Origin of the sequence: Burkholderia sp. IO2 (assembly GCF_029522185.1) — a bacterium.
GTDB classification, from domain to species: domain Bacteria; phylum Pseudomonadota; class Gammaproteobacteria; order Burkholderiales; family Burkholderiaceae; genus Burkholderia; species Burkholderia cenocepacia.
In genome coordinates, this window is the sequence record NZ_JAKWFH010000047.1 from 1 (window position 1) to 17,035 (window position 17,035).

The window sequence follows — 17,035 nt, forward strand, 5'->3', positions numbered from 1 at the left end:
GGGCGGCGCCGCAGCGACGCGCGAATGGCCGGCCGGCGGGCGCCCGCGCCGGCTCGCCGGGCCGCGCTCGACACCGCCGGCCGGGTCCGCCCGCCGGTAGAATGCAGGCTTCTTCCCGACCGCCGCCCGCCGCGCCCGCCTGCATGGAACTGAAATGGCTCGAAGACTTCGTCTCCCTCGCGGAAACGCGCAGCTTTAGCCGGTCCGCCGAGCTGCGGCACGTGTCGCAGCCGGCGTTTTCGCGGCGTATCCAGGCGCTCGAGGCGTGGCTCGCGACCGAGCTGATCGATCGGTCGGTCTATCCGACGCGGCTCACGCAGGCCGGACAGATCTTCTACGAGCAGGCGCTGACGATGCTGTCGCAGGCGCACGAGGCGCGCACGCTGCTGCGTGGCCACGTCGGCGCGCCGGTGCCGACGATCGAATTCGCGGTGCCGCACACGCTGTCGCTCACGTATTTCCCGCGCTGGCTGCAGCGGATCGAGGCGAAGATGGGCCAGGTCCACACGCGGCTGCGCGCGCTGAACGTGCACGACGCGGTGCTGTCGCTCGTCGAGGGCGGCTGCGATCTCGTGATGGGCTACCACCACCCGAGCCACCCGGTCGCGCTCGACCCGGCGCGCTACGACATGCTGATCCTCGGCAGCGAGCCGATCAGCCCGTTCTCGGCGCCCGGCCGCGCGGGCCGGCCGCGCCATACGCTGCCGGGCGCGGCCGACGCGCGCGTGCCGTACCTGTCGTATACGCCGAACGCGTATCTCGGCCGGATGACCGAAGTCATCATCGCGAATGCGCCGACCCGGCTGTTCCTCGATCGCGTGTACGAAACCGACATGGCCGAAGGGCTGAAGGCGATGGCGCTCGCGGGGCACGGCGTCGCGTTCCTGCCGCACAGCGCGGTCGACGATGCGGTCGCGGGCGGCCGGCTGATCCGGCTCGACCGGTCGGCGCGCGGCGCGCATCCGTTCACGCTGACGATGGAGATCCGGCTGTACTGCGACAAGCTCGCGCTGCAGGGCGACGAGCCGCGGCAGAAACTGGTGCGCGCACTGTGGGACGTCGTGCGTGACGAACTGCGCGACACAGCCGGCGACACGGCGGATTAACCGCCGGCGGTTAATCCGCCAACCGGGCCCGGCCGGCCAACGGCGGCCTTGCGGCGCCTGTCGGACGGCGGTCCGGCGGGCGGCATGCATCCACGCCATCCGATTTTTCGCGAACGCGATGCACGGCCGATCGCGGCCGTTCTTGCGCAAATCGACCGCGGATTTGCGAAAAATCGCGATCATGCAAGAAACGCATAATCGAATAAACAAACGGCATTGGATAAAAAAAACGGGTTTTTCGACAATGTGCGCAATCCGTTGAACGTTGGAGCATCCATGTCTTCGCAACAGCAGTCCATCCCGTCCTACCTGCACGCCGACGATCTCGGCCCGTGGGGCAACTACCTTCAGCAGGTCGATCGCGTCGCGCCGTACCTCGGTTCGCTGTCGCGCTGGCTCGAAACGCTGAAGCGCCCGAAGCGCATCCTGATCGTCGACTGCCCGATCGAGCTCGACAACGGCACCGTCGCGCACTTCGAAGGCTATCGCGTGCAGCACAACGTGTCGCGCGGCCCGGGCAAGGGCGGCGTGCGCTACCACCAGGACGTGACGCTGTCGGAAGTGATGGCGCTGTCGGCATGGATGTCGGTGAAGAACGCGGCCGTGAACGTGCCGTACGGCGGTGCGAAGGGCGGCATCCGCGTCGACCCGCGCAAGCTGTCGCGTGGTGAGCTCGAGCGCGTGACGCGCCGCTACACCAGCGAAATCGGCATCATCATCGGGCCGAACACCGACATTCCGGCACCGGACGTCAACACCAACGAACAGGTGATGGCGTGGATGATGGACACGTACTCGATGAACCAGGGCCAGACGTCGACCGGCGTCGTGACCGGCAAGCCGATCTCGCTCGGCGGTTCGCTCGGCCGCAAGGAAGCAACGGGCCGGGGCGTGTTCGTCGTCGGTTCGGAAGCGGCGAAGAAGAAGGGCCTCGAGATCGAAGGCGCGCGCATCGCGGTGCAGGGCTTCGGCAACGTCGGCGGCATCGCGGCGAAGCTGTTCCAGGAAGCGGGTGCGAAGGTGATCGCGGTGCAGGATCACACGGGCACGATCTACCAGCCGGCCGGCCTCGATTCGAACAAGCTGCTCGACCACGTCGCACGCACGGGCGGCGTCGCGGGCTTCGAAGGCGCCGAGCCGATGCCGAACGACGAGTTCTGGACGGTCGAGACCGACATCCTGATCCCGGCGGCACTGGAAAACCAGATCACCGAGAAGAACGCGGCGAAGATCCGCACGAAGATCATCGTCGAAGGCGCGAACGGCCCGACGACGACGGCGGCGGACGACATCCTGAGCGCGAACGGCGTGCTGGTGATCCCCGACGTGATCGCGAACGCGGGCGGCGTGACCGTGTCGTACTTCGAGTGGGTGCAGGATTTCTCGAGCTTCTTCTGGACGGAAGACGAGATCAACCATCGTCTCGAACGCGTGATGCGCGAAGCGTTCGCCGGCGTGTGGGCGGTCGCGGAAGAGCACAAGGTGACGGTGCGTACGGCGGCGTTCATCGTCGCGTGCAAGCGCATCCTGATGGCGCGCGAAATGCGCGGCCTCTACCCCTGATCGTCGACTATGATCGATTCATGACGCAATCCACCCGATTGCGGATATGAACCCTCGCGGGCGGTGCCGGATCCGGCATCGCCCGCGCGCGCATTCGGGCGCCCGAAGCCTGGAGGAAGGCTTCGCACAGGGCGATTCGTAGTGCGGTAAACAACCAGTACTTTCAAAAATATTACTTTGATACACTGGCGCGGGTTTTAGCCAAGGAGATGACCAAAATGAAATTCCACAAGGCAGTCCTGACGGTCGCGGCGCTTTGCGCATTCGCAAGCGGCGCGCATGCTCAGGAGACGGGCACGCTGAAGAAGATCAAGGACACGGGCGTGATCGCGCTGGGCCACCGCGAATCGTCGATTCCGTTCTCCTATTACGACCAGAACCAGCAGGTGGTCGGCTATTCGCGCGAGTTCCAGCTGAAGGTGGTCGACGCGGTGAAGAAGAAGCTGAACCTGCCGAACCTGCAGGTGAAGAACATCCCCGTCACGTCGCAGAACCGTATTCCGCTGGTGCAGAACGGCACGGTCGACATCGAGTGCGGCTCGACGACCAACAACCTCGAGCGCCAGCAGCAGGCTGCGTTCTCCGACACGATCTTCGTGATCGGCACGCGCCTGATGACGAAGAAGGATTCGGGCGTCAAGGATTTCGCCGACCTGAAGGGCAAGACGGTCGTGACGACGGCCGGCACGACGTCGGAGCGCCTGCTGCGCAAGATGAACAACGACAAGCAGCTCGGCATGAACATCATCAGCGCGAAGGATCACGGCGATTCGTTCAACACGCTGGAATCGGGCCGCGCGGTCGCATTCATGATGGATGACGCGCTGCTCGCGGGCGAGCGCGCGAAGGCGAAGCAGCCGGGCGAATGGGTGATCGTCGGCACGCCGCAATCGGAAGAGGCTTACGGCTGCATGATGCGCAAGGGCGACGCCGACTTCAAGAAGGTCGTCGACGACGCGATCTCGCAAGTCGAGAAGTCGGGCGAAGCCGCGAAGATCTACGCGAAGTGGTTCGAGAACCCGATCCCGCCGAAGGGGCTGAACCTGAACTTCCCGCTGTCCGATTCGATGAAGAAGCTGTACGCGAACCCGAACGACAAGGCGCTCGACTGACCACACGGCCGTTGATGCAGAAATGACGCTACTGAAACGGAAGAGGCCACGCTTCTTCCGTTTCTTTTTGCTGGAGTCTTGCCCATGTCTTACCACTGGAACTGGGGCATCTTTCTGAGCCCCGTGTCGACCGGCGAGCCGACGACTTATTTCGGATGGCTGATGTCCGGCTTCTGGGTGACGATCGAAGTGTCGCTCGTCGCCTGGGTCATCGCGCTGATCGTCGGGTCGCTGTTCGGCGTGCTGCGCACCGTGCCGAACAAATGGCTGTCCGCGATCGGTACCGTGTACGTGTCGATCTTCCGGAACATTCCGCTGATCGTGCAGTTCTTCGTCTGGTATCTCGTGATACCCGAGTTGCTGCCTGCGTCGATCGGCACCTGGATCAAGCAGTTGCCGCCGACCACGCAGTTCTTTACCGCGTCGATCGTCTGTCTCGGCCTGTTCACGGGCGCGCGCGTGTGCGAACAGGTGCGTTCGGGGATCAACGCGCTGCCGAAGGGCCAGCGCGCGGCCGGCCTCGCGATGGGTTTCACGCAATGGCAGACGTATCGCTACGTGCTGCTGCCCGTGGCATACCGGATCATCGTGCCGCCGCTCACGTCGGAATTCCTGAACATCTTCAAGAACTCCGCCGTCGCGTCGACGATCGGTCTGCTCGACCTGTCCGCGCAGGCGCGCCAGCTCGTCGACTACACCGCGCAGACCTACGAGTCGTTCATCGCGGTCACGCTCGCCTACGTGCTGATCAACCTCGTCGTGATGGCGTTCATGCGCTGGATCGAAGGCCGTACGCGGCTGCCCGGCTATATCGGAGGCAAGTGATGCATCAGTTCGACTGGAGTAGTATTCCCGGCGCGCTGCCGACGCTGTGGTCGGGGGCGGTCGTCACGTTCAAGATCACGCTGATCGCGATCGTGGTCGGGATCGTCTGGGGCACGCTGCTGGCGCTGCTGCGGCTGTCCGGCGTCAAGCCGCTCGCATGGTTCGCGAAGGCGTACGTGACGGTGTTCCGCTCGATCCCGCTCGTGATGGTGCTGCTGTGGTTCTTCCTGATCGTGCCGCAGGTGCTGCAGGGCGTGCTCGGGCTGTCGCCGACGATCGACATCCGCCTTGCCTCGGCGATGGTCGCGTTCTCGTTGTTCGAAGCCGCGTATTATTCCGAGATCATCCGCGCCGGCATCCAGGCGGTGCCGCGCGGGCAGGTGAATGCCGCGTTCGCGCTCGGCATGAACTACGCGCAGGCGATGCGCCTCGTGATCCTGCCGCAGGCGTTCCGCGCGATGGTGCCGCTGCTGCTCACGCAGGCGATCGTCCTGTTCCAGGATACGTCGCTCGTGTACGTGATCAGTCTCGCGGACTTCTTCCGCACGGCCGCCAACATAGGCGATCGCGACGGCACGACCGTCGAGATGGTCCTGTTCGCCGGCGCATGCTATTTCGTGATTTGCTCGTTGGCGTCTGCTCTCGTCAAGGGTCTCCAGAAAAAGGTCACAAGATGATTTCCATCAAGAACGTTTCGAAGTGGTACGGCCAGTTTCAGGTCCTCACCGAATGCACGACCGAGGTCAAGAAAGGCGAGGTGGTCGTCGTGTGCGGGCCGTCGGGCTCGGGCAAGTCGACGCTGATCAAGACCGTGAACGGCCTGGAGCCGTTCCAGCAGGGCGAGATCCTCGTGAACGGCCAGTCGGTCGGCGACAAGAAGACGAACCTGTCGAAGCTGCGCTCGAAGGTCGGGATGGTGTTCCAGCATTTCGAACTGTTCCCGCACCTGTCGATCACCGAGAACCTGACGCTCGCGCAGATCAAGGTGCTCGGCCGCGGCAAGGACGAAGCGGCGGAGAAGGGCATGAAGCTGCTCGATCGCGTCGGCCTGAAGGCGCATGCGCACAAGTATCCGGGCCAGTTGTCGGGCGGCCAGCAGCAGCGTGTCGCGATCGCGCGCGCGCTGTCGATGGACCCGATCGCGATGCTGTTCGACGAGCCGACGTCCGCGCTCGATCCCGAGATGATCAACGAAGTGCTCGACGTGATGGTCGAACTCGCGCAGGAAGGGATGACGATGATGGTCGTCACGCACGAGATGGGCTTCGCGAAGAAGGTCGCGCATCGCGTGATCTTCATGGACAAGGGCGCGATCGTCGAGGACGACCGCAAGGACGATTTCTTCTCGAATCCGAAATCGGAACGCGCGAAGGACTTCCTCGCGAAGATCCTGCACTGATGAGCGTTCGCGCGTTTTGGCGCGCGACCATGCGAAAACCGCCCGGCAGGCAGCCGGGCGGTTTTTTTTCGTCCGCCGCCGGGCGTTACCAGCTGTACCGGTAGCCGACCTGCCCGACGATCCCGCGCCGGTAGTCACCGCCGATGTTGCGCGCGATCTTCGCATTCGCGTACAACTCGCCCGACTTGCCGAAGCCGGCGGTCACGCCGACGCCGAGCTCGTACCAGGTGCGCCCGAGATGCGTGGCGAACGGCGTGCCGCCGACCACGGTCTGCCCCGGCGACAGGAAGTCGTGCAGCACGTCGGCCGTGAAGTACGGCGTCGCGGCGCCGCCGCCCGCGTCCGACTGGAGGTTCGGCCGGAAGATGCGCACGCCGACGCGGCCGCGCAGCGCATTCGTCGTCGTGCCCGATACGGCCGACACGTTGTCGTTGAACCCGTTCAGCTTCAGGTATTGATACATCAGCTGCGCCTGCGGCTCGATCGCAACGGGGAACGTGCCGATCGCGAACGGCTTGCCGACTTCCTGCGACAGCGCGACGCCGAAGCCGTTCTGCGACGCTTCGTTGCCGTAGCTGTCGCGATAGCGGTTGCCGTAGTGCGTGACCTGCCCGACGCTGTCGAAGTAGGTGCCGTCGGACAGGTAGCGGGTCCAGTAGCCGCCGACGCTCTGTGCATGCATCTCGACCGAGCCCGTCGACGTCGACAGGTTCGGCGAGCCGGCGCGCGCCATGTCGCTGAAGCTCGCATTCGACACGCCGATGCTGGCCGTCACGCCCGCATGCGTGCTGCCGGCGCCGCCCGGTGCCTGGTCGAGCGTCCAGTCCTTGCCGAACTGCGCGAAGAACGTGCGTTCGTCGGCCGAGAAGCGACCCGCGTTCGCATCGAGACTCTGGCCGCCGATGCGCCCCCACACGCCGTCGCGATTGCCGGGCTGTTGCTTCTCGACGTTGTAGAGGTCGCCGACGCGCTCGTGCAGCCTGCCGAGCGTCGAGAAGCCGTAGTCGGTGTTCAGCAGCGGCGTCATCGCGTAGCCGGAGACGCCCGGACGATACGCGAGCGCGCCGCCGTTGCCGTTGCCGTTTCCATTCCCGTTGCTGCCGCCGTCGCCGCCGCCGGACGGGTGGATCGGGTCGACCGGGTCGGTCGGGTCGAGCTGCGAACGCAGGTACCAGCCGCTCGCATCGCCTTGCCCGCCGCGATAGAGCCGGTATTCGTACGCGCCGGCCTGTACCGGGCCGGCGAGATGGAACGCCGACGCGGTGGTCGTGCCGCCGTTGGCCGTGACGACCACGGCAATCCCGTCGCCGGTCGTCTGCGCGCCGGCGCCGGCCGTGTTGGCGATCTTCAGGCCGGTCGTGCCGGTCGCCGCGCCGCCGTTCACGATCAGCCGGTCGGTCGGCGATGCGTCGGCGCCGAGATACGTGTTCAGCGCGATCGTGCCGCCGTTGCCGACGTAGCCGCCGGTCGTCAGCGTCTTGTAGCTGTCCGTCAGCGTCGGCGAGCCGGTCGGCGCGGCGAACGCGACGAGGCCCGCGTTGTTCAGGCGGCTCACGACCGAGCTGCCCGTCATGCGCCACGTGCTCGTGCCGTCGACGCTCAGTGCGACCGGGTCGATCCTGCCGGTCAGCGTGGTGCCGTTCGCGAGGAACACGTTGCCGGTGCTCGACGCGTCCGACACGATGTCGCCCGCGAGGTTGACCGCCGATGCGCTGAACGTCACGTTGCTGCCGTTCGCGAGATTCAGCAGCGTACCGTTGCCGGCCGTCACGACCGTGCCGTTGCGCACCGCGATGTCGGCCGTGCTCCCGCGCGCGGCGAACGCCGGCCCGGTGGCGGACGTCACGCTGCCGCCGTCGACGAGCACCGAGCTGGTCGCGCCGTTCGCGAGCGTGTCCGACGTCAGCACGCCGGCCGTCGCGCCCGTGAGCGCCGTGCCGGTCAACGCGAGCACGCCGCCGCTGTTCGCGGTGGCGCCGCTGCCGGCCGCGCTGGTGAGCGACGAACCCGTATCGGCGATGCGGCCGCCGTTTTGCGCGACGATGCCGTCGGCCGCGTTGCCCGACGCGGTGACTTTCGCGCCCGACAGCAGGGCTGTCGCGCCACCGTCCATGATGATCGCATGCGCGTTCGCGCCGGTCGTCGCGATGGTCGTTCCGTTGGCCGTGAGCGCGGAATCGGCGCCTGACACGGACACGCCGCGCGCATCGGCCCCCGCCGTGCGGACGACCGTGGCCGCATCGGTCGCGATACGCGCGCCGGCGCCGGTCGACGTGAGGCCGTCGGCGCCGTTGCCGGTCGTGGCGACCTGCGTGCCGGACAGCGCGATCGTTGCATTCGCACCCAGGTTGCGGACCCCGCTGCCCGAGCCGCCGACCGCGATCGACGTCGCGCCGGCCGCGATGCCGCCGCCCGTGACGGTCGAGTCGATCAGCACGCCGTCGGCGTTGCCGTTCGCGATGACGGTGCCGGCGCCCGACAACGCGACCGAAGCGCCGGCCCCCGTCAGACGCACGCCCGCGACACCGTCTTCGGCTTCGATCGAACCCGCATTGGCGAGCGTGGCCGACGCACCCTGCACGAGCGCGCCGGTGCCGTTGGTCACGCGGATCGTCGACGCGTTGTTCACCGTGCCGAGCGTGCCGGCCACGACGCCCGTCGAGCCGGCGCCGGTCAGCAGCACCGTGCTGCGGTTCTCGAGCGTGCCGAGATTCTGCGCGATGAAGCCGGTCACGCCGGCGGTCGACGACGTGACGGCCGCGTGGTTGGTCAGCGTCGTCGCGACCGGCGCGCCGGCATTCGCGCCGGCGAGGTCGTGCGCCTGCCCGTCGACGACGCCCGCGGTCGCGCCGGCCGCGTTCAGGTTGATCGTCGCGCCGGCGTCGATCGTGCCCTTCGCGCCGCCTTCGACCGCGATCGCGATGCCGTTCGCGCCGTTGACGTCGTAGACCGCGTTGCCGGTCGACAGCGTGGTGCCGGCGTCGGTTGCGAGTACGCCGCGCGAGCGCTGGCCGTTGACGTCGGTCGTCAGCACGCCGGCCGTGGATGCACCCGTGTAGGCCGCGCCACCCGCGACGCGGAACAGCGTCGAATCGTCGGTGTCGACGCTCAGGTGCTGCCCGGCGACGTTGATTTTCGAGCCCGCGCCGTAGGCGTAGAAGCCGATCTGGTTGGTGCCCGACATGAAGGCCGGCACGGCGTTCGCGCCGATGTCGATCGTCGCGCCCGAACGCGCATGCACGCCGATCGCGCCCGCGCCCGTCAGGTTCAGCGCGCCGTCGAGCGTGGCCTTCGCGAGCGGCCCCTCGGCCCAGACGCCATAGTTGCGCGTGCCCGACGCCGGATCGAGGCCGCCGGCCACGTTGATCGTGCCGGTCGACGTCGCGGCCGTCGCGTTCGTGCCGGTGCCGACGACCATGATGCCGATGCCGTTCACGCCATTCAGCGTGATCGTGCCCGTGTTGGTCACGGTCGCGGCGGTGTTGGCCGCCAGCATGCCGACGTTGGCGAGCGGCGTGCCGGCCGCGGCGCCGTTGACGACGATCGCGCCCGCGTTGGTCAGCGTGCCGGAAGTCGAGCCGATGCTCGCCAGCGCGGCGCCGTTCTGGGTCTGCGTGCCGATCACGATCGTGCCGAGATTGCTCGCGGTGCCCGACGCGCCGAGCAGGATGCCGTACGCGTGCGCGGCGAGCGCGACGTCGTTCGTGGCTTCGGGCGCGGCGACGTCGTACTGCGCGGCGCGGCCGAGATAGATCGTGCCGCCGGCTTCGTTCGTGAAGCTGCCGCCGGCGACGAGGCCGCCGATCACCTGACTGTCCAGCGTCGTCGCGTTGACGCCGACGTTGATCGTGCCGGCGTTCGACGCGTGCGCGCCGTCCGTCGCGGCCACCGCGTAGTTCTGCAGGTCGAGCCGGTTGCGGGTGAGATCCCACGCGCCGACGTTCATCACGCCGTTGTTGACGAACGTGGTGCCCGTGCCGTTCGCATACACGCCGCTGCCTTCGACATACGTGCCGAGCCCGAAGTTGTCGGGCCGGGCGGTGCCCGTGTCGACGTTGTCGCCGGCCGTGTAGCCGGATGAGATCGTGCCGTTGTTGACGCCGCTCGAGCCGCTCAGCAGGCGCACCAGCGTGAAGTCGCCCGACAGGCGCCCGTCGTTGACGAAGTGCGCACCGTTCTCCGCGACGACCGCCGCGCTCGCGTCGATCGTGTTGGAGCCGCGGAAGTCGATCTGGCCGCCCTTGCCGATGTGCAGCGTCGCGTTTGCGCCCGTACCGTGCATCGCGGACGGGTAGTTCCGGGGCAGCGCGTTCTTGTCGCCGGGCGACACGTTGTTCGCATACTCGAAGATCTGCGGGGAGAGCGTCACGGCCTGGCCGAATGCGTTGTCGTAGGCGGTCTGCGAGCCGAGCGCGCCGTTGCGGACCGAACGCACGAGAAAGTCGTTGTACGCGGCGAGCGACGCGGCATCGGTGACGGTCCACGTGCTGCCGTCGAACGCGGTGAAGGTACCGGCGTAGGTCGGCACGTCGAGCTTGATGCTGCCGACGGGGCCGCCGCTCGCGAGATAGTCGCCGGTGATGAACCAGATCTGGTTGCGCGAATTCCAGTTGATGACGCTCGGGACCGAGCCGGTGCCGTCCGCGTAGGTGAGATCGCTCTGCTTGGCCGCGATCGTCATTACGTTGCCGGTCGCCGCGGGCGCGTTCGCCGCGTTGCCGATCGAGACGTCGAGCGTGCCGCCCGAGCTTGCGACCGTGCCGATCCGCGTGTTCACGTACTGGTCGCCGCTCACGTCGTGGTACACCTGCACGACGGTCGAGCCGGCGTTCGACGACACGAACGCGGACGAGTCGTAGGTGGCGACGGACGTGCGACCGCCCGTGATCGAATCGGGGGTGCCGACGCTTTGCGTCTTGCCGCCGAGCGTGACCAACGGCTGATTCGGGTTGCCCGAAATGATGGACGTGTTGGCGAGCGGCATCGGCGTGTAGCCCATGTCGCCGGTCGCGCCCGTCCAGGCGCCCGTCAGGCCGACCCGGTCGCCGCCCGACACGGTCGTGGCGCCGACGAGGTCGTTGTTGACGGTCGGGTTGAAACTGTCGAGCACGCAGGTGCCGCCGCTCGCGATTGCGGCGCCGTTGCCGCAGGTCGACGCGTGTACGGTGCCGACCGACAGCGCGGCCAGGGCGGCGCCGAGCGCCGCGACGCGCAGTGGCGACCGGCGCACGGCGTGACGCGTTGCCTCGTGCGCGGTGCGGCGACTTGCCCCCGATGCGCTGCCCGAGCGCTTGCCGCGCGCCCGGGTCGTTTCCGCCACCGCGACCCAGCAGCCGGCGGCCTCGCTCCATATCGATCGAAATGAGTGATTCACGACATACCCCTCTTTCTTCTTTTGACGTGGCATTCGCCGCCATTCGGCGAATTCGCATTCCGCGGTGGGGAAATAATCCGAAGGGGCGTGCGGCGGCTATGGCTGCGTGTCGCGCCAATCGTGTTTAGTTACACCGAGGATGGGCGGAGTCTACTGATTCGAATGGGCGTCGATTATCGATAAACTGGAAACTGTAATGATGCGAACCGTAGTGCGTGGTATTTTTGATTTGTGTGGGTAATCGAACCGAAAGCTATGGTGGAGGCGGGTTTGGGCGGTGGGTGTGAGAATCCGGGAGGGTGGCCGGAGTGGGTGGGATAGCGCACGGTTCCGGCAGGCGTGGCGCGTTAAAATGCAGGCCCGGATTTTAGTTTTAATTGGTGATTATTTTGTTTGCTGCATCTTTTATTTATTTTCGCTTGTAATTTAATAAAATCAAGCGAATGTTGCGTGGCATCGATTGATTGCGCCGACTGGTGCTCGAAATGGAACCCGATTGGCTGGGGCCGAGCGATTTGCGCCGACGACGCGCGTCGTCGACAGTGCGGTATGACGCCCGCGCAGCCAGCAGAAAATGAGCAGAAAGCGGGCGCAGCCGATGCCGCGCCGGGCGTCAGAAATCGATCGCGTCGTCGGAATCGCCGTCGGCCGCGGTAGCGAGCGCTTCGCGAACCACCGCGCGCGGCGCGGACGCCGACGCGTCGAGTGACGGGTTGCGCAGCTTCTCGAGCACGCGCTCGGGCACCGGAATCTGCATCCGCGCGGCGACGTCGCCGCACTGGAACATGATCAGCTCGCCCGGCTCGAATGCGGTCCAGACTTCGTTGTCGGTGAGCGGCTGTGTCGCGATCACCGCGACGCGATCCTCGGGCGTCGTGTATTTGGCGAAGTCGATCGACAGGTCTTCGTCGACGAGATGCGCGGTCGAGAACGGCCAGCGCCGCACGAGGTAGTGCAGCCGCGTCGAGCAGTGCGCGAAGAGCGCCTGGCCGTTCGACATCAGGAAGTTGAACACGCCGTGATCGGTGATGCCGCGCGTCAGTTCGCCGACCCGCTCGAACAGCTCCGGCAGCGGCGGCTGCGCGCCGGGAAAGGCTTCGCGCAGCCCCTGCATCAGCACGCAGAACGCCTGTTCGCTGTCGGTCGTGCCGACCGGATGGTAGACGCTGCCGTCCATGTCCGGCGCGTAGTCCTGCAGGTCGCCGTTATGCGCGAAGATCCAGTGCCGGCCCCACAGTTCGCGCATGAACGGATGGCTGTTCTCGAGCAGGATGTGCCCCTGCGTCGCCTTGCGGATGTGCGCGATCGTGTTCTTGGACTTGATCGGGTAGCGCTTCACCATTTCGGCGATCGGCGACGTGGCCGATGCCTGGTGATCGATGAAGAGGCGGCAGGCCTTGTCTTCGAAGAACGCGATGCCCCAGCCGTCGGCATGGTGATCGGTGAGCCCGCCCCGGGCCGCGAAACCTGTGAAGGAGAATGTGACGTCCGTCGGCGCGGCGCAGTTCATTCCTAGGAGTTGGCACATTTTACGTGGGGCGGCAGGCTGAAGCAGGGGGTAACGAACCGGGCGAACCCCGGTACAATGCGGCTTCTAGCATATCACCGAGCCCTGAGCGGTAAAAAGCGGATTCCGCTGGCCAAAGGCCCCGTGTTGCGGTTTGCCGTCAGTCGGCCCGCGCACGTGCGTTCCGGCCCCGCCGATGGCACGCCCGTTCCTCACGACGCCTCCTATGACTGCCTCGAACGCTTCTTCCCCGGCGACGCTTTCGCTCGCCCGTCCCGACGACTGGCACCTGCACCTGCGAGACGGCGACATGCTCGCCGCCGTGCTGCCGCACACCGCCCGCCAGTTCGGCCGCGCCATCGTCATGCCGAACCTGAAGCCGCCGGTCACGACCACCGCGCAGGCGCAGGCGTATCGCGAGCGCATCCTCGCCGCGCTGCCGGCCGGGATGACGTTCGAGCCGCTGATGACGCTGTACCTGACCGACAACACGCCGCCCGACGAAATCCGCCGCGCGCGCGAAAGCGGCTTCGTGCACGGCGTGAAGCTGTATCCGGCAGGCGCCACGACGAATTCCGACCATGGCGTCACCGATCTCGCGAAATGTGCGAAGACGCTCGAGGCGATGCAGGAAACCGGCATGCCGCTGCTCGTGCACGGCGAGGTGACCGATGCGTCGATCGACCTGTTCGACCGCGAGAAGGTGTTCATCGACCGCGTGATGACGCCGCTGCGCCGCGATTTCCCGGGCCTGAAGGTCGTGTTCGAACACATCACGACGAAGGACGCGGCCGACTACGTCCGCGATGCCGACGCGGCGCCCGGCCTGCTCGGCGCGACGATCACCGCGCATCACCTGCTGTACAACCGCAACGCGCTGTTCGTCGGCGGGATCCGCCCGCATTACTACTGCCTGCCGGTGCTGAAGCGCGAGACGCATCGCGTGGCGCTGGTCGAGGCCGCGACGTCGGGCAACCCGCGCTTCTTCCTCGGCACCGACAGCGCGCCGCACGCGCGCGACGCGAAGGAAACCGCGTGCGGTTGCGCGGGCTGCTACACGGCGCTGCACGCGCTCGAGCTGTACGCGGAAGCGTTCGACACGGCCGGTGCGCTCGACAAGCTGGAAGGGTTCGCGAGCTTCTTCGGCGCCGATTTCTACGGGCTGCCGCGCAGCGCCGAGACGGTCACGCTGCGCCGCGAGCCGTGGGAACTGCCGCGCGAGATCTTCGCGGGCGAGACGCCGGTCGTGCCGCTGCGCGGCGGCGAGACGATCGGCTGGAAACTGGCGTGAACTGCGCGCCACCGCGCGAACCCGGCCCCGCGGCCGGTCGCGCGGCGGCGGATTTCGCGCGGATCGACTGGTCCGCGCCGTGGCTCGCGCCTTACGCGGAGCCGGGCCGCGCGTGGCAGGCGGCTGCCCGTGCGCGCGCGGCCGCGCTGCTCGATGCGTTGAACGGCGCGTTGGATCGCGTATCGCGAGGCGGCGATCGCGTCACCGGTCGCGGCAGGTCGCTGCGCTTCGTGCCGCAGGCCGAACTGCCGCCCGGCGTCGCGTACGAGACCCATATTGCCGACACCGGGCGGGTGCCGACCCGCCACCATCTTCACGACTTCTTCAATGCGCTCGTCTGGTTCGCGTACCCGCGCACCAAGGCCGCGTTGAACGCGCGCCAGGCCGCGGCGATCGACGCGGCGGGCGGCGTCGGCCCGGTGCGCGGCACGTTGCGCGATGCGCTCACGTTGTTCGACGAGAACGGCGCGCTGTTCGTCACCGCCGACCGCGCGCTCGCCGACGCGCTGCGCGGCTTCGACTGGCCGCGGCTGCTGGTGAGCTCGCGCGATGCGTGGGGCACGCGTTGCGAAGCGCGGCTCGTCGGCCATGCGCTGCTCGAACAGCTCGTCGCACCGTACAAGTCCTGCACCGCGCACGCCTGGATCGTCGAAGTGAGCGCCGACTATTTTTCATGGCCCGACGCGCGACGGATCGCGCATGTCGACGCGCACATCGCCGCCGAACTGGCGACGCGCGCGCTGACGAGCCGCGACTTCGCGCCGCTGCCGGTGCTCGGCGTGCCGGGCTGGTGCGCGGCGAACGCCGACGCCGCGTTCTACGACGATCCGGCCGTGTTTCGCCGCGGCCGCCGCTCGCGCGCTGCCGACGGCGGCGCGCAGTGCTAGAATGCGCGTCGCAAAGCAGGCCAGGCAGTCGCGGCCTCGCCGCCTTCGGGCGCGCGGGGGCGAGGAAAGTCCGGACTCCACAGGGCAGGGTGATGGCTAACGGCCATCCGTGGCGACACGCGGAACAGGGCAACAGAAAGCAAACCGCCGATGGCCCGGCGCAAGCCGGGATCAGGTAAGGGTGAAACGGTGCGGTAAGAGCGCACCGCGGCGACGGCGACGTTCGCCGGCACGGTAACCTCCACCCGGAGCAATTCCAAGTAGGCAGGCGCGCATTTTCGGATGCAGGACGGGGCCCCCGTCTCGTCTGCGGGTAGGAAGCTTGAGCGCGTCAGCAATGGCGCGCCTAGAGGAATGACTGCCACGCGTTGCGTGCTTCGGCGCGCGGCGTGCACAGAATCCGGCTTATCGGCCTGCTTTGCCGTTCGAATGCGAAAGGGCCGGCGTCTCCTTGCGGAGCGCCGGCCCTTTTTTCTTGCGCGCGCCGTGCGGTCAGGCCGCGACGATGTCGAACGAATGCGTGAGTTCGGCCGTCTTCGCGATCATGATCGACGCGGAGCAGTACTTGTCGTGCGACAGGTTGATCGCGCGCTCGACCGTGGCCGGGTTCAGGTTGCGGCCCGTGACCGTGAAGTGGAAGTGCACCTTCGTGAACACCTTCGGATCTTCGCTCGCGCGCTCGGCCTTCAGCGTAACCGAGCAGCCGGTGACTTCCTGGCGGCTCTTCTTCAGGATCAGCACGACGTCATAGGCCGTGCAGCCGCCAGTGCCGAGCAGCACCATTTCCATCGGACGCGGCGCGAGGTTGTGGCCGCCGCCTTCCGGCGCGCCGTCCATCGTGACGAGGTGCCCGCTGCCGGTCTCGGCGGAAAACGCCATGCCGTCCTGACCCATCCAGCTTACTTTGCATTCCATGCTTGCACTCCAGCGTTGCCTGATTCGGATTCGATCCGGCATTGTAGCCCGCGGTGCAACGATCGGCTGATGCGCTGCACGACGCGCCATGCCGGCGCCGCGCGAGCGGGGCGCCGGCCGATGATTTCCCTGCCGGATTTAGGGGTTTTGCTCTAGGCGAGGACGGTTTCAGGTCGTGTGAGAGGTGGTTATGTACCTGATTTAAAACAGAAAGTAGCCTCCTTAAGCTTGCCGGTCGAAATCCCGCATCATGAGATTTGATTTCGCAATGCAAATTTTCTTGTGAAGTCGGCGGGGCATTCGTATAATAAGCCTCATTGGTTGTCGCGCTGCGGCAACCTCCGAATGTCTCCTCCACCCTCCTCCTAAGGTGGATTAAGCCCGAACCAGCCGTTCGGGCTTTTTTTCGTCCCATGCAAACATCGGCGCGCGGCTTGCGCGCATCGGCACCGTTACACCGGCTGGCGCGCAGCCGGCTGCGAGGTCGCGTCGGGCGGCGTGCCGCGCGAGCCGGCATCGGGCGCCGGCGCATGGGCGGCGGCCGATGCATGGCCGTGGCTGCGCGCGCAGAAGTGGCGGACGCGTTCGCGCACCGCGCGCAGGCGCGCGATACGATCTTCGGCATGGGCGGTTCGGGCCTCGGCGATGCGCGCATCGAGCGCGTCGAGCTTGGCTTCGCAGCCGGAGCGGGCGGCGACGGCGGGCGCCGCGGCGGCCAGCAGGGCGGCCGCGACGAAGGGCGTAAGTCGTTGTTTCATCATGCTGGTTTGTTGTTTTTCGGGTTCGGCCGGTCGGCGCGGCAAGGTCATGTGCCGCGCGTCGAGGGGTGCCGCCGCAGGCGCTCGGTTCGCCTGGCTTGTCGGGGCACGACCGAATTTTGGCCCATTTCGGCCGCCACGAACACGGGACGTGGATTCTCTTTGACCACGCAACCGTATTTCCTTTATAATTCAGGGCTTTTCCGCATTCATGCCCACGGAAAAAGAACAGGGAGAGCCTGCACCGCGCCTCGAAGCGCACACAGACAAGCAGGAAGAACACATCGGGCAAAGCATT

At 66.9% G+C, this 17,035-nt stretch carries 12 protein-coding genes and 1 other RNA gene; 9 read left to right on the forward strand and 4 right to left on the reverse strand.

Annotated elements, in window-relative coordinates; translation table 11 throughout:
- The first annotated feature begins 143 nt into the window (after positions 1-143).
- From MMB92_RS25975 to MMB92_RS26000, 6 genes are all read left to right on the forward strand, one after another.
- Positions 144-1,106, forward strand: a complete 963-nt coding sequence (locus tag MMB92_RS25975; RefSeq protein ID WP_006483851.1) for a LysR substrate-binding domain-containing protein — start codon at positions 144-146, stop codon at positions 1,104-1,106.
- A 276-nt stretch (positions 1,107-1,382) separates the two neighbouring features.
- Positions 1,383-2,669, forward strand: a complete 1,287-nt coding sequence (locus tag MMB92_RS25980) for a Glu/Leu/Phe/Val dehydrogenase (protein ID WP_006483853.1) — start codon at positions 1,383-1,385, stop codon at positions 2,667-2,669.
- Between the two features lie 218 nt (positions 2,670-2,887).
- Positions 2,888-3,781, forward strand: a complete 894-nt coding sequence (locus tag MMB92_RS25985) for a glutamate/aspartate ABC transporter substrate-binding protein (protein ID WP_006483860.1) — start codon at positions 2,888-2,890, stop codon at positions 3,779-3,781.
- 84 nt (positions 3,782-3,865) lie between these two features.
- On the forward strand, positions 3,866-4,606 hold the full coding sequence (locus MMB92_RS25990) for an amino acid ABC transporter permease (protein WP_006483858.1): 741 nt from the start codon (positions 3,866-3,868) through the stop codon (positions 4,604-4,606).
- Complete coding sequence (gene gltK / locus MMB92_RS25995) at positions 4,606-5,283, forward strand: glutamate/aspartate ABC transporter permease GltK (RefSeq protein ID WP_006483854.1); 678 nt, start codon at positions 4,606-4,608, stop codon at positions 5,281-5,283. The genes MMB92_RS25990 and gltK overlap by 1 nt, the downstream gene beginning before the upstream one ends.
- Positions 5,280-6,005, forward strand: coding sequence for an amino acid ABC transporter ATP-binding protein (locus MMB92_RS26000; protein WP_006492344.1), 726 nt, complete (start codon positions 5,280-5,282; stop codon positions 6,003-6,005). The genes gltK and MMB92_RS26000 overlap by 4 nt, the downstream gene beginning before the upstream one ends.
- Before the next feature lie 85 nt (positions 6,006-6,090).
- On the opposite strand, the gene MMB92_RS26005 is transcribed toward MMB92_RS26000, so the two are convergent.
- Positions 6,091-11,379 (reverse strand): autotransporter outer membrane beta-barrel domain-containing protein, encoded by a 5,289-nt coding sequence (locus MMB92_RS26005; protein ID WP_277563036.1) that lies wholly within the window; start codon positions 11,377-11,379, stop codon positions 6,091-6,093.
- A 613-nt stretch (positions 11,380-11,992) separates the two neighbouring features.
- Positions 11,993-12,907, reverse strand: coding sequence for a class II glutamine amidotransferase (locus tag MMB92_RS26010; protein ID WP_006483857.1), 915 nt, complete (start codon positions 12,905-12,907; stop codon positions 11,993-11,995).
- 205 nt (positions 12,908-13,112) lie between these two features.
- On the opposite strand from MMB92_RS26010, the gene pyrC reads away from it, so the two are divergent.
- From pyrC to rnpB, 3 genes are all read left to right on the forward strand, one after another.
- Entirely contained in the window at positions 13,113-14,177 is a 1,065-nt protein-coding gene (gene pyrC, locus MMB92_RS26015) for a dihydroorotase (protein WP_006492342.1), read from the forward strand.
- A complete protein-coding gene (locus tag MMB92_RS26020) occupies positions 14,174-15,064 on the forward strand; it encodes a DUF3025 domain-containing protein (protein ID WP_212123221.1) in 891 nt (296 codons plus the stop codon). Before pyrC ends, MMB92_RS26020 begins: the two co-directional genes overlap by 4 nt.
- A gap of 12 nt (positions 15,065-15,076) precedes the next feature.
- Positions 15,077-15,488: RNase P RNA component class A (gene rnpB, locus MMB92_RS26025), an RNA gene on the forward strand.
- A gap of 68 nt (positions 15,489-15,556) precedes the next feature.
- On the opposite strand, the gene MMB92_RS26030 is transcribed toward rnpB, so the two are convergent.
- Together MMB92_RS26030 and MMB92_RS26035 are read right to left on the reverse strand one after the other, a co-directional pair.
- On the reverse strand, positions 15,557-16,021 hold the full coding sequence (locus tag MMB92_RS26030; RefSeq protein WP_012492957.1) for an OsmC family protein: 465 nt from the start codon (positions 16,019-16,021) through the stop codon (positions 15,557-15,559).
- A gap of 410 nt (positions 16,022-16,431) precedes the next feature.
- Positions 16,432-16,740 (reverse strand): DUF1090 family protein, encoded by a 309-nt coding sequence (locus MMB92_RS26035; protein WP_006497529.1) that lies wholly within the window; start codon positions 16,738-16,740, stop codon positions 16,432-16,434.
- Positions 16,741-17,035 lie beyond the last annotated feature (295 nt).